The 13037-nt window shown below is 62.8% G+C and carries 8 protein-coding genes; 5 read left to right on the forward strand and 3 right to left on the reverse strand.

Going from position 1 to position 13037, the window contains the following annotated elements; genetic code table 11:
* Window positions 1–37: 37 nt before the first annotated feature.
* From HS968_RS24220 to desA, 3 genes are all read right to left on the reverse strand, one after another.
* Window positions 38–1372: an OprD family porin gene (locus HS968_RS24220; RefSeq protein WP_182369021.1), complete on the reverse strand. Its 1335-nt coding sequence runs from the start codon at window positions 1370–1372 to the stop codon at window positions 38–40.
* Between the two features lie 434 nt (window positions 1373–1806).
* Entirely contained in the window at window positions 1807–2778 is a 972-nt protein-coding gene (locus HS968_RS24225) for a GGDEF domain-containing protein (RefSeq protein ID WP_182371679.1), read from the reverse strand.
* A 112-nt stretch (window positions 2779–2890) separates the two neighbouring features.
* Window positions 2891–4081, reverse strand: coding sequence for a delta-9 fatty acid desaturase DesA (gene desA, locus HS968_RS24230; protein WP_182369022.1), 1191 nt, complete (start codon window positions 4079–4081; stop codon window positions 2891–2893).
* A 168-nt stretch (window positions 4082–4249) separates the two neighbouring features.
* Here desA and dibA point away from each other — a divergent pair, with 168 nt between their 5' ends.
* The 5 genes from dibA to HS968_RS24255 all read left to right on the forward strand — a co-directional run bounded on the left by dibA (window position 4250) and on the right by HS968_RS24255 (window position 12963).
* Window positions 4250–6550, forward strand: coding sequence for a phosphodiesterase DibA (gene dibA, locus HS968_RS24235; protein ID WP_182369023.1), 2301 nt, complete (start codon window positions 4250–4252; stop codon window positions 6548–6550).
* A 2-nt stretch (window positions 6551–6552) separates the two neighbouring features.
* Window positions 6553–6705: a hypothetical protein gene (locus HS968_RS24240; protein ID WP_182369025.1), complete on the forward strand. Its 153-nt coding sequence runs from the start codon at window positions 6553–6555 to the stop codon at window positions 6703–6705.
* Window positions 6702–10856 (forward strand): PAS domain S-box protein, encoded by a 4155-nt coding sequence (locus HS968_RS24245; RefSeq protein WP_182369027.1) that lies wholly within the window; start codon window positions 6702–6704, stop codon window positions 10854–10856. Before HS968_RS24240 ends, HS968_RS24245 begins: the two co-directional genes overlap by 4 nt.
* A 78-nt stretch (window positions 10857–10934) precedes the next feature.
* Window positions 10935–11321, forward strand: a complete 387-nt coding sequence (locus HS968_RS24250; protein ID WP_119694073.1) for a response regulator — start codon at window positions 10935–10937, stop codon at window positions 11319–11321.
* Window positions 11314–12963: a diguanylate cyclase domain-containing protein gene (locus HS968_RS24255; RefSeq protein ID WP_182369028.1), complete on the forward strand. Its 1650-nt coding sequence runs from the start codon at window positions 11314–11316 to the stop codon at window positions 12961–12963. The genes HS968_RS24250 and HS968_RS24255 overlap by 8 nt, the downstream gene beginning before the upstream one ends.
* The last annotated feature ends 74 nt before the right edge of the window (window positions 12964–13037 follow it).

The following is a 13037-nucleotide window of genomic DNA, read 5'->3' on the forward strand; positions in this document are numbered from 1 at the left end:
GGAGTCGCAAGAACCTAACGCTCTCGCGCAGACCTGATTACAGCAGCGGAATGGTGTAGCTGACGATCAAGCGGTTCTGATCGGCATCGGTGGCGGCGTTGCCACGCAGCACACCATTGCGCCAGCCCAGACCCAGGCCCTTCAGGGCGCCTTCTTGGAACACGTAATCCAGCGCGATGTCACGCTCCCACTCTTTGTTCTGCTCGCCATTGGCACGCTGAATGTTGGTGCCCTTCAGGTAAGCAACCGACGCTTTCAGGCCCGGTACGCCGAGGCTGGCGAAGTCATAGCTGTACTGACCGAAAGTCGTACGCTCACCGGCACGAGTGAAGTTGTGGTTCAGGCGGTCGGTCAGCAGGTAGACGCTGGCGCCAGCAGAACCTTCGACACCACCCTGGTTCAGTTGAACGAAGTTGCTGTCCTCGGAAACACGCTGATAACCCAGCATCAGGGCATGGCCGCGCAGGCTGTAAGTGAACGCGGCGCTCCAGGTGTTGTTGTCGACCTCACCGGTGCCGTCACCAAAGGTGGTGTTGGCGGTGTAGCCTGCGGCGCGACCGGCAGCACTGCCGTTCTTGCCATCGGAAGTGGTACGGAAGTAGCGCAGATCGGTCTTCAGGCTGCCCTCACCCAGAGCCAGGTTGTGGCCCAGTCCAGCGAAGTGCTGCTTGTAGAAGTCTTCCAGATTGGCGTAGTAGTACTGTGCGGTCAGATCCTTGTTGATCTTCCAGTCACCACCACCGAAGTAGAACTTGTTGGAGTCAGCCTGGCCAACGCTGCGGCCATCGATCGACAGACTGGTGCTGTTGCTCGAGGCACGGCCAACGGCGTGCTCGATCTGGCCAGCAGTCAGAGTCAGGTTGTCGATTTCGTTGGAAGTGATCATGCCGCCTTCGAACATCTGCGGCAGCAGGCGCCCGTCGTTAGACGTCAGGATCGGCAGTTTCGGCATCAGAGTGCCGATGCGAGCTTCGGTCTTGGAGAAACGAACCTTGCCGGTCAGACCGCCTTTGCTGAAATCGTCAACTGCGCTGCCATCGCTTTCCAGCGGGAACAGAGCGCCCGGGGTACGATCACGGCCGTCCTTGTTGTTACGACCACCGCCGTCCAGGCGCACGCCCAGCATGCCAACAGCGTCAACACCGAAACCCACAGTACCCTCGGTAAAACCGGAGGTGTAGTTGAAAATGAAGCCCTGACCCCATTCACGAGCAGCACCGTTGTTGTCGGTCGTGTTCTTAACGTCGTTGTCGAAGTAGAAATTGCGCAGGGTGAGGTTGGCCTTGCTGTCACCGATGAAATCGGCGAAGGCGACTTGGCTCAGGCCCAGGGTGCTGGCGGCTACGGCCAGTGCCAGGGAGGTCTTTCTCATTATGTTTCTCTCCAGTGTGTTTAAGGTGACGCATCGACTCCTAGCACTGACTTCGGCACGAAGAGGCAGGCTCGGAGACGAATGGGGTGAACGCCCAGGCGCACGACCTCACGGCAGAAGGTTGCCGCGCCAGAGGCGAACGAAAATCAGAAAAGAGATAACAACGGGAAGCCCGGACAGAGGGGCAAGAGGAGACGGGCAGGTTGGGTCATAGTCGGCACTCGCATCGTTGTTATTGTGCGCCAGCATCCATTGGCCAGCTTTGAATAGCGAGTGCTAGAGCAGTTTGCGTGCCAGAACGGACGCAGCAATGGGCAAGAGCCGCTGCCGCGGGAAGTTACACTTTCCAGTCAGCGCAGTGACACCCTGATGACAGCCATTCGATAGGCAATTTGTTGCCTATCGAATGCATTAAAACGGCGGAAACCCGCCAATCAACCGACCACGATCTGATTCTTGCCCTGCCGCTTGGCCGCATACATGGCAGCGTCGGCGCGCGCATAGAGCGCGTCGAGAGTGGCGTCGGTCGCAAGCAAGCTGGTCAGGCCCTGGCTGACGGTAATGCCGAAATTCGTACCCTCGTGCTGAAACACCAGCCGCTGTACCTCGCGCTGTAGCCGCTCGGCCACCTGCAGCGCGACGTCCGGCTCACAGCCTGGGAACAACGCAGCGAATTCCTCGCCACCGATACGACCGAAGAGATCACCCCGGCGCAAGGTGGTGGCACCGCAGTGGGCCAGGCGCTGCAGCACCTGGTCACCAATCTGATGACCGTACTGATCGTTGATCTTCTTGAAGTCGTCCAGGTCGAGCAGCAGGAAGGCCATCGGGCTGCCGAATTGGCGAGCATGTTCGAACTCGCGCCGGGCGCATTCGAAGAAATGCCGGCGATTGCTGCTCTCAGTCAGCACATCGGTGGTGGCCAGACGATGCAGCTCACCTTCCAAGCGCTTCTTCTCGGTGATGTCTTCAGCGATGCCGACGATCACGTTGCCCTTGTCCACACCAGGCAACGGGCTGACGAAGCACTTGTCGCTAAGCCAGCGCAGTTGGCCATCGGCCCGGATAATACGGTACTCCCGCGACTCCACCGCACCAGTCTCCAGCACCTTGGCCAGGCTCTGGGCGGCGTACTCGACATCGTCCGGATAAATGCTGTTGCGCCACTCGCCATAGTCGGCCAGGAGCAGTGCAGCAGAGCGTCCGAAAATACGTTCGTAGGCAGGACTGACGTAGATCATGCGCTGCTCGCGCCAGTCGAACGCCCAAAGCACGGCGTTGACGCTGCCGAGCAGGCTACTGAACAACTGCTCACGCTCACCCAGGCGCTCCACCTCGGCTCGGCTGTGCAGCAGGGCCAAGGTCAGTTCTTCCAACTCGGAGACAGCGTTGCCTTGATCATCCATCACAACAGCCATCCAATCCCTCGCAATCAATATCTATTGAGCATAGTGCGAGCAATTGGACAAATAGAAAGGCCCGCCAGTTCGGCGGGCCTTCGGTTATCGCGTGAGGCGATCAGGCGGTAGCGTTGGCAGGACGTAGCGAGTAAGTCTTCAGTTGCTCGGCGAACTCGCGCAGCGACTGGATACCGCTGGCCTCGGCCTCATGCACCCACTGCTTCATAGCTTCGAGCATGTCATGCCCATTGCTGCTGGTCTTGACCCAGATCTGCTGCAGCGCCAGGCGCTTCTCGTAGATCACTTTCAGGGCCTGACTCTGCGCCAGCATGTCGGCAATACGCGCGTGATGCTGCTCTTCCAACAGGCTCGGTTCACGCGACAGCAAACGCTTGGCGCGATGGAAAAGGTGACGAACGGACGCGTCGGCCTTGGCCACTTCCTGTTTGACCAGCGGTGCGATGACCAGCTTGCGGTACTGCGCCATGATCTGGAAACGGTTGTTGAGGATGGCCATGGCGGTGTCCATGTCCAGATGCCCCTTGCCTTCGACGCGGTGGGCGATAGGCGCAACACGCTGCACCTTGGCCAGCCCGAGGAAGCTGAACAGCTTGATCCAGGCCCAGCCCATGTCGAACTCCCACTTCTTCACCGACAGCTTGGCCGAGTTCGGATAGGTGTGGTGGTTGTTGTGCAGTTCTTCACCGCCAATCAGGATGCCCCAAGGCACCAGGTTGGTAGCGGCATCGCGGCATTCGAAGTTGCGGTAGCCGACGGCATGACCCAGGCCGTTGATCACGCCCGCGGCCCACACCGGAATCCACATCATCTGGATCGCCCAGACGGTGATGCCGGCCACACCGAACAGCAACAGGTCGATCACCGCCATAAGCGTCACACCACCGATGGGGAAACGGCTGTAGACATTGCGCTCGACCCAGTCGTCCGGGCAGTTCTTGCCATAGATACGCAGGGTTTCCTGGTTCTTGGCCTCTTCCTGATAGAGTTCGGCACCTTTGCGCAGCACAGTGCCCAGGCCCTTGATCACAGGGCTGTGTGGATCGTCGACAGTCTCGCACTTGGCGTGATGTTTACGGTGAATCGCGGTCCATTCGCGTGTGTTCTGGCCTGTGCTCAACCACAGCCAGAAACGGAAGAAATGCTTGAGCACGGGGTGCAGTTCCAGTGCACGGTGCGCGGAGTAGCGGTGCAAATAGACGGTGACACTTACAATGGTCACGTGCGTCATCAGCAAAGTCGCAGCCACCAGCTGCCAGACCGAAAGGTCGAGTAAACCGTTGTACCACATGGACGCTGTTGCCTCTTGAAAGGGAAACGCGGCTTGTCCTACAAGGACGAACCTTGAATCATTATCCCTGACCCATAGCAGAAAACCAGTTGGTCTTTTAGATAAGAATGTTTCAGCCTTGTCCCATCTATACTGCCCAGCAATCACAGGGAGCGTAATTGCCCGCCCATGCGTATCGACACCGCCGCCCTGCGTCTGACCCTGGGCTACCTGCTGCTTGCCGGGCTGTGGATTCTGCTCAGCGACCATCTGCTGACGGCGCTCGGCCTGTCCGTGGCGCATCAGGAGCGCCTGCAATCGCTCAAGGGGTTGTTCTTCGTCACCCTCACCGCCGCCCTGCTGTATCTGGTGCTGCGTCGGCATGCCCAGCAGTACCGCCGTGCCCGGCTGCAACTGGCCGGCAACGAGGAGCGCTTGCGCCTGGCGCTGGACGCTACTCACGACGGTCTGTGGGACTGGGACGTATCGCAGCGTCGGGTGTTTTTCTCCGAAGGCTATGCCGCGCTGCTCGGCCTCACGCCTCAGGCGCTGGGCAATACCCGTGAAGACTGGGCCGAACGCCTGCATCCGGAGGATCGTGAGCGTGCCTTGCAGGCACTCGGCGCCGATGCGAACGCCGATCACTACGAGAACATCTACCGCCTGCGCCACGCCGATGGCAGTTACCGCTGGATTCACTCACGCGGCCGCCTGCTGCGCGACGAGATGAACCAGCCACAGCGATTCCTCGGCATCGCCAGCGACATCACCCAGCAACGCGCCAACGATGACAGCCTGCGCCAGGCGGCGGCGGTGTTCGATGCGACCCAGGAAGGCGTGCTGGTCACCGATCCGCAGCAGCGCATCGTCCACGTCAACCCGGCGTTCAGCCGTATCACCGGCTACAGTGCCGAAGAGATCCTTGGCCAACACCCCAACCTGCTCAAGTCAGGCCGTCACGATACCGCCTTCTACCAAAGCCTGTGGCACGCCCTGCAGAACCGCGGCGCCTGGAGCGGCGAAGTGTGGAACCGGCGCAAGAGCGGGGAGATCTATCCGCAGTGGCAGTGCATCCGCGCCATCCACGACGAGCAGGGGCGCGTCAGCCATTACGTCGCGGTATTTTCCGACATCACGGCCCTCAAGCGTTCGCAACGCGAGCTGGACTACCTGGCTCACCACGACCCGCTGAGCAACCTGCCCAACCGCCTGCTGTTCACCGAACGGATCGCGCATGCCCTGGAGCGCAGCCCAGGCGAACAACTGCGTGGCGCAGTGCTGTTGATCGACCTCGACCACTTCAAGCACATCAACGAAAGCCTGGGCCACAACGTCGGCGACCTGTTGCTCAAGGAGGTGGGCGAGCGCCTGCAGCAGGATGTGCCCAACGGCAGCACCCTGGCGCGCCTCGGTGGTGACGAATTCGGCCTGCTCTGCGAGAACTGCGCCGAAGCTCCACAAGCGGCCGAACTGGCGCAGCGCCTGCTGCGCTGCCTGGAGTCGCCCTTTCGTCTGGATGGGCACGAGCTGTACATCGGTGCCAGCATCGGCATCAGCCTGTTTCCCGAGGATGCCGACAGCGTCGAGCAGGTACTGCGCAATGCCGACTCGGCTCTATTCAAGGCCAAGAGCAGCGGCCGCGAGGGGTACGCCTTTTACGTCCAGGAACTGACCGACTACGCCAGACAACGCGTGGAGCTGGCCAGCAGCCTGCGCCACGCCCTCGACAACCACGAGCTGCGCGTTTTCTACCAGCCATTGCACGACCTGCAAGATGGCAGCCAGGTGGGAATGGAGGCCTTGGTGCGCTGGCAGCATCCGCAGCGCGGCCTGGTGCCTCCGGCCGAGTTCATCCCCATCGCCGAAGACAACGGCATGATCGGCGCCATCGACAGTTGGGTGCTGGAGCAGGCATGCCGCCAGATGGTGCGCTGGAATGCCCAGGGCAGCTCGCTGCGATTCGTCGCGGTGAATATTTCCAGCCGCCTGTTCAGCCGCGGTGAACTCGACCTGAAAGTCGCCCAGGTGCTGGCCGATACAGGCCTGAAGCCCTCCCAGCTGGAGCTGGAGGTCACCGAAAGCGCGGTGATGGAGGATCCTGCCGCCGCCCAGTTGCTGCTGACCCGCCTGCGCGCCCTGGGCGTACGCCTGGCCATCGACGACTTCGGCACCGGCTACAGCTCGCTGGCCCGCTTGAAACGCCTGCCGGTGGACAAGTTGAAACTCGATCAGAGCTTCGTCCGTGGCCTGCCCAATGATCCCGAAGACGCCGCCATCGCCCGTGCCGTGATCGCCCTGGGCCACAGCCTGGATCTGAAGATACTCGCCGAAGGCATCGAACAGATCGAGCAGGCCGATTTCCTCCGCGACCTCGGTTGTGACTACGGCCAGGGCTACCACTTCGGCCGCCCACAGCCCGTATCAGGGGCTGCATCTGCCAGCGGCAGCGTGGGCAAATCACCGGATAGCCAGGACAATACGAGGGGCTGAACATGCGCGCGCCAACCCCGCTACGCGAACTGGTCGGCGCCTGCTCCGCCCTGCCATCCGGTATTACCCACCGTGAGGCGTTGACCTGCGCCGAGGCTCAAGAGCCGCAGCGCCAGCACCGTATCGCCGAAATGGTCGGAGTGCGGCCGCATTGAACAGCGTGCCACGGCCGATCCCAATCCGCTGGATCGTGATCGGCGGCAGTCTGTGTCTGGCGATCTTCTTCGCCCTGCTCGGATGCCAGGCGTTGCATGAGCGCGAAGCGCTCTGGCAGTTGCAGATGAACAAGCAGGCGGAGGCCCAGCGCCTGGCCTTGCAGAGCTTCCAGCATGGCCTGCGTGAACGTGCTCAACTGCTCGCAGAAGCCATCGCCGCCGATGCCTGGGTTGCGGAGCTGGTGCGCCAGGCCCAAGCTCTGCCGACAGGCGACCAGAGCGCTCTGGCCAGCATCCGCAATCAGCTCTATACGCGTCTGGCGCCGCGCTGGCGCAATCTGCAGACACATCGCCCCTTTCGCCTTTACGTGCACCTGGCAGGCGATGCACAGGTATTGCTGCGCGTTCATCAGCCCCAGCATTTCGCCGATACACCAAGCACCGTGAGCCCCCTGGTCATGGAAACCCTGCGCAGCAACCGCAGCCAAGCAGGGTTGACCCAGAATCACGACAGCATCGACATGCACGCCATCGCCCCCTTGCAGGTCGACGACCAATCCGGCCTGCGCTCGGTCGGCGCCATCGGCGTGACGATGAACATGCTCGATGACCTGCCACAGCTCGACCAGGATCTCGGCAGTGGTATCGCCGTGCTGGCGAGTACAGCGCAGGACGCCAAAGATACCGCCACTGAGGATCACGGCTGGCGCCTGATCAGCCAGTCCCGCCCTCAGGCGCAACGCTGGCTGAACGCAGGCGAACTGCCCGAGCCCGAGCAAGGCGGCACCCAGCGCCTGCTGGAAGATGACGGCCGCCATTACCTGTTGAGCCAGTTGGTACTGGCGAGTGCCGACTCGCGCCCGACGGCCACGGCACTGACCTGGCGGGACATCAGCGAGCTGTATGCCGTGCATGTGCACGACAAGCGCTGGCTGGTGGGCAAATGGCTGCTGGCCTGGTGCGGCGCCGAAACCCTGCTGCTGATTCTGCTACGCGCCACCCGACGCAGCACCCAACGGCTGATGCAACGCCAGCAGAGCGCCTTGCATGCGCTCAATGAAATCGCAGCCTTGCCGAACCTGAGCAGTCGCGAGCAATTGCGCGAAGCATTGCGCATGGGCGCGGATTATTTCGAGTTACCGCTCGGCGTGATCGGCCTGATCGATGACGACAACTACCGCGTACTGGTACAGGTCTCGCCCAACGGTGAACTGCAGGACGGTCAACTGTTCAACCTGGGCGAGACCTATTGCAGCCTGGCCTTCGTGCAGGACGATGTCCTCAGCATCGAGCGAATGACCACCTCGCCCTATCGCGAACACCCCTGCTACCAGCGCTTCGCCCTGGAAAGCTATATCGGCATCGCCATCTGGGTCGGCGGCCGGCGTGTCGGCACCCTGGCTTTTTGCGACCAGCAGATGCGCGAGCGCCCATTCGATGAAAACGAGCGCGAATTCCTCCGCCTGTTCGCTCGCTGGGTTAGCGCGATCCTCGAGCGCGACCAGCAGGAACAGGCGCGCCAGACGCTGCTCGAACGCCTGGCCAGCATCATCGAAGGTACCGACGTCGGCACCTGGGAATGGAACGTGCAAAGTGGCGCGACGGTATTCAACGAGCGCTGGGCGCAGATGCTCGGTTACCGTCTCGACGAGTTGCAGCCGACCACCGTGGAGACCTGGAAACGCCTCTGCCACCCCGATGATCGCCTGCCCAGCGAACAGCTGCTGCGTCGGCATTTCGCCGGTGAAGTGGCGTCCTACGACAGCCAGATCCGCATGCGCCACCGCGACGGTCGCTGGCTGTGGATACAGGTGCGCGGGCGTCTTTCCAGCCGTGACGAGCTGGGCCGTCCGTTGCTGATGTATGGCACCCATACCGATATCAGCGAGGCACGTAGGCGCGAGGACGCCGTGATCGACGCGCGCGCCTTCCTGCAGACGCTGCTGGATTCGGCCATCGGTGTATCGATCGTCGCCACTGACCCGGAGGGCCTGATCACCCTGTTCAACTCCGGCGCCGAACGCCTGCTGGGCTATCGCAGCGAGGAAGTCGTGGGCCTGCGCACGCCAGTCTGTTTCCACCTGCCAAGCGAGATCGCAGCGCGCGCCAGTGAACTCACTCGCCTCGCCGGCCGGCCGGTCGAAGGTGTCGAGGTGTTCAACCACAATATCCGTGGCGGCGAACCGGAAACCCGCCAGTGGACTTACCTGCACAAGGACGGCAGCCAACGCCTGGTCAACCTCACCACCAACGCCATCTTCGATGCCAACGGCCAGATCACCGGCTTTCTCGGCATCGCTAGCGACATCAGCGCCCTGCAGCAGGCCACACGTGCCCTGCAGCAGAGCGAGAGCCGCTTCCGCGGCCTGGTCGCCAACCTGCCTGGCGTGGTCTATCGCTGCTCCAACGACAGCAGTTGGAGCATGCGTTACATCAGCGACGAAATTCTCAGCCTCACCGGTTACCCACCCACGGACTTCATCGACAACCGCGTGCGCAGCTTCTCCAGCATCGTGCACCCGGACGACCTGCCCATCACCTACCGGGCCAACGACAGCATCGCCCGACATGAGGTGCTCGAGCTGACCTACCGATTACGCCATGCCGACGGTCACAGTGTCTGGGTGCGCGAGAAAGGCCGCGGCGAGTACGACTCGCAGGGCCGCCTGGTATGGATCGACGGCTTCATCTGGGACATCAGCGAACGCAAGGTGATGGAGGACGAACTGCGCCTGAGCCAGCACATGTTCAGCAGCGCCTTCGCCACCGCCCCACAGGGCATGGCCCTGGTGGCCATCGACGGGCGCTGGCTGGAGGTCAACGACGAGTTGTGCCGCATGCTCGACTACAGCCGCGAAGAACTGCTGGCCCTGGACTTCCAGCGCATCACCCACCCCGACGACCTCGACGCAGACCTGCGCAATGTCGACGACCTGCTGGCTGGGCGGATCAGTGCCTACCAGATGGAAAAGCGCTATCTCGACAAACACGGCCAGGTGCTCTGGGTTCTGCTCAGCACAGCCGTGGTACGCGATGGCGAAGGCCGGCCCGTGCATCTGGTCGCGCAGATCCAGGACTTCAGCGACCGGGTCGCCGCCGAACGGGCGATACGCGAGCACGAACACTACCTGAGCACCCTGCTCGACAACGTCATCGACGCCATCGTCACCCTCGACGAAACCGGCCAGATCGAAACCTTCAACCACGCCGCCGAGCGCATCTTCGGCTATCGCCAGGCCGATATCGCCGGCCAGAACATCACCCGTTTGATACCGCCATCCGCCGATCACGGCTCGCCACGCACCTGGGCCCTGGGCCAGCCGCGCGAGCTGGAGGGCCTGCGCCACAACGGTGAACGCTTCGCCCTGGAGCTGGCGGTATCGCAAATCAGCCACCAGGGCCAGGCGCGCTTCATCGCGGTGATCCGCGACATCGCCGAGCGCAAGCGTATCGAGCAGATGAAGAACGAGTTCGTCTCCACCGTCAGTCACGAACTGCGCACGCCACTGACCGCCATCGCCGGCTCGCTCGGCCTGATCAACGGTGGCGCGCTCGGCGAAGTCCCGCAGGCCATGCGCCAGATGCTGAGCATCGCCCAGGCCAACAGCCAGCGCCTGAGCGAGCTGATCAACGACCTGCTGGACATGGAAAAGCTGGTGGCCGGCAAGATGCGCTTCGACCTGCAGACGCTGCCGCTAAAACCGCTGCTGGAACAGGCCGTGCTGCATAACCAGCCCTACGCCGATCAACACCAGGTGCGCCTGAATCTGCAGGTGGAGGACGATGCGCCCGTACGCGTCGATGCCCAGCGCCTGGCCCAGGTGCTGGCCAACCTGCTGTCCAACGCCGCCAAGTTCGCCCCGGCCGGGACTACGGTCGAAGTGCACCTGGGCAATGCAGGGCAATACCTGCGTACCAGCGTCAGCGACCAGGGGCCGGGGATTCCGGCGGCGTTTCACTCGCGCATCTTCGCCAAGTTCTCCCAGGCCGACTCCGGCGACACCCGGCACAAGGGCGGCACCGGCCTGGGCCTGGCGATCTGCAAGGAAATCATCGAACGCATGGGTGGACGTATCGGCTTCAATTCGGTGCCGGGCCAGGGCGCGACCTTCTGGTTCGAGCTGCCGCGCGACAGCGAGCCCGGCTCATGAAAATCGTAACGGCGCTGGCCGGAACCGCCACACCTGAACCACACTGCAAGCAGCAGACCCCCGTCGGGGAAACGGTTCATGACTGAACTCAAACGCATCCTTCACGTCGAGGACGACCCATCGATCCAGGCCGTGGCCAAGGTCGCGCTGGAAGCCGTCGGTGGTTTTCAGGTGCTCAGTTGTGGCAGTGGCCAGGAAGCCCTCGACCAGGTGCAGGGCTTCGCCCCCGACTTCATCCTGCTGGACGTGATGATGCCCGGCATGGATGGCCCCAGGACACTGGAGCTGCTGCGCCAGCTGGTCGACCTCGAACGGACGCCAGTGGCCTTCATGACCGCCAAGGTGCAGCCCAGCGAAGTCGCTCACTACCGCAGCCTGGGCGCACGCGATGTGATCATCAAGCCCTTCGACCCCATGCAGCTCGCCAGCCAGGTGCGACAGATCTGGAGCGAGCGTCATGGATAAGGTTCCTCACGCCCTGCAACAGCATCTGCAACAGCTTGGCCTGCAATTCAGCGAACGCCTGCGCCAGGAGCTGCCGCAGCTAGCGCAGCAAGCCAAACAATTGCTGGAAGTGGATGAAAGCGAACGCGAGCGCCTGCTGCAGAACCTGCGGGATCAGTTGCACAGGCTGGCGGGCAGCGCCGGCACCTTCGGTTTCGCCCAGCTCGGCCAGCAAGCCCGCGAGCTGGAACAACAGGCCGAGCGCTGCCTGGAGCGCCTGCTGCGCCAGCACCAGAACCTCAACGAATTCATCAGCGCCCTGCAGGAGCTGGGCGAACAACCGGCAATCGCCAGCGCCCCGCAGGAGCCCAGCGATCGCAAACCCAAGCAGCCGCGCAACGAGGATGGCAGCCGCCATATCTACATCCTCGAAGGCGAAGCCGCGGTCGGCGAGAACATGCGCCAGACCCTGAACAACTTCGGCTACCACGCCGAGCACTTCAACTCCATCGCCGGGCTCGACGCGGCCCTGCAGCAGCGCCTGCCGGATGCTCTGATCATCGACGCCAAGCTACCCGATGAAGCCAGCTGCGGCCTGGAATACGCCAACCAGCTGCGCGCGCGTCTGGAGGAGCCTCTGCCGCTACTGGTGCTGACCGACCAGCAGGACGACTTCGCCACCCAGTTGCAAGCCGTGCGCGCCGGTGCCATGGGCCTGTTCAGCAAGCCGGTGGACATTCCGCAACTGGAAAGCCGCCTGGAACGCTGCTTCACCCAGCAGAGCGGCGAACCCTACCGGGTGCTGATCGCCGACGACGACCAGGATCTGGCCAGCCGCTACAGCCTGGTGCTGCGTGACGCCGGCATGCTGGTGGAGGTGTTGCACGATCCGGCGCAGATCTTCAATCACCTGCGCGACTTCAACCCCGAGGTGATCCTGCTCGACGTCAACATGCCGGACTGCACCGGCCCCGAACTGGCGCAGATCATCCGTTGCAACGACGACTGGCTGCGCATCCCGATCATCTACCTGTCGGCCGAAACCGATTTCGGCAAGCAGATGAACGCCCTGATCAAGGCTGGTGACGACTTCGTCAGCAAGCCGATCTCCGACAACGCACTGGTCGCCACCGTATTCTCCCGCGCTCAGCGTGCGCGCCTGCTCTCCGATGCCCTGGCGCGTGACAGCCTCACCGGCCTGCTCAAGCACGGCGACATCAAGGAGCAGGTGGCCATCGAGCTGGAGCGCGCCCTGCGCAGTGGTGACCGCGCCAGCGTGGTGATGCTCGACATCGACCACTTCAAGCGGGTCAACGACGAACACGGCCACGCCGCAGGGGACAACGTCATCCGCGCGTTGGCCAACCTGCTGCGCCAGCGCCTGCGCCGTGTCGACAGCCTGGGTCGTTATGGTGGGGAGGAGTTTCTCGCCGTGCTACCGGATTGCACGCCGCAGCAGGCCAAACTGATCGTCGACGAGATTCGCCAACGCTTCGCCGAACTGCACTTCATCGCCGATGGCGGGGAGTTTTCCTGCACCCTCAGCGCGGGCATCGCCGGCACCGACTTACACAGCGATGCCGATCAGTTGCGCGAACGCGCCGACAGGGCGCTATACGCCGCCAAGCACAGCGGGCGCAATCAGGTGCAGGTAGCGGAGTGAAGCTGTAGGGCGTACTCGCGAAGCAGTACGCCGCTGGGATTCCAATGGAGCGTCGTGGTGCCGACGGCGGACTG

It is taken from the genome of Pseudomonas berkeleyensis (assembly GCF_014109765.1).
GTDB classification, from domain to species: domain Bacteria; phylum Pseudomonadota; class Gammaproteobacteria; order Pseudomonadales; family Pseudomonadaceae; genus Aquipseudomonas; species Aquipseudomonas berkeleyensis.

Coding starts and splice junctions, on each gene's coding strand:
- HS968_RS24255 (WP_182369028.1), top strand. CDS start 11,314: ATGGATAAGGTTCCTCACGCCCTGCAACAGCATCTGCAACAGCTTGGC.
- HS968_RS24240 (WP_182369025.1), top strand. CDS start 6,553: ATGCGCGCGCCAACCCCGCTACGCGAACTGGTCGGCGCCTGCTCCGCC.
- HS968_RS24220 (WP_182369021.1), bottom strand. CDS start 1,372: ATGAGAAAGACCTCCCTGGCACTGGCCGTAGCCGCCAGCACCCTGGGC.
- HS968_RS24250 (WP_119694073.1), top strand. CDS start 10,935: ATGACTGAACTCAAACGCATCCTTCACGTCGAGGACGACCCATCGATC.
- HS968_RS24225 (WP_182371679.1), bottom strand. CDS start 2,778: ATGGATGATCAAGGCAACGCTGTCTCCGAGTTGGAAGAACTGACCTTG.
- dibA (WP_182369023.1), top strand. CDS start 4,250: ATGCGTATCGACACCGCCGCCCTGCGTCTGACCCTGGGCTACCTGCTG.
- desA (WP_182369022.1), bottom strand. CDS start 4,081: ATGTGGTACAACGGTTTACTCGACCTTTCGGTCTGGCAGCTGGTGGCT.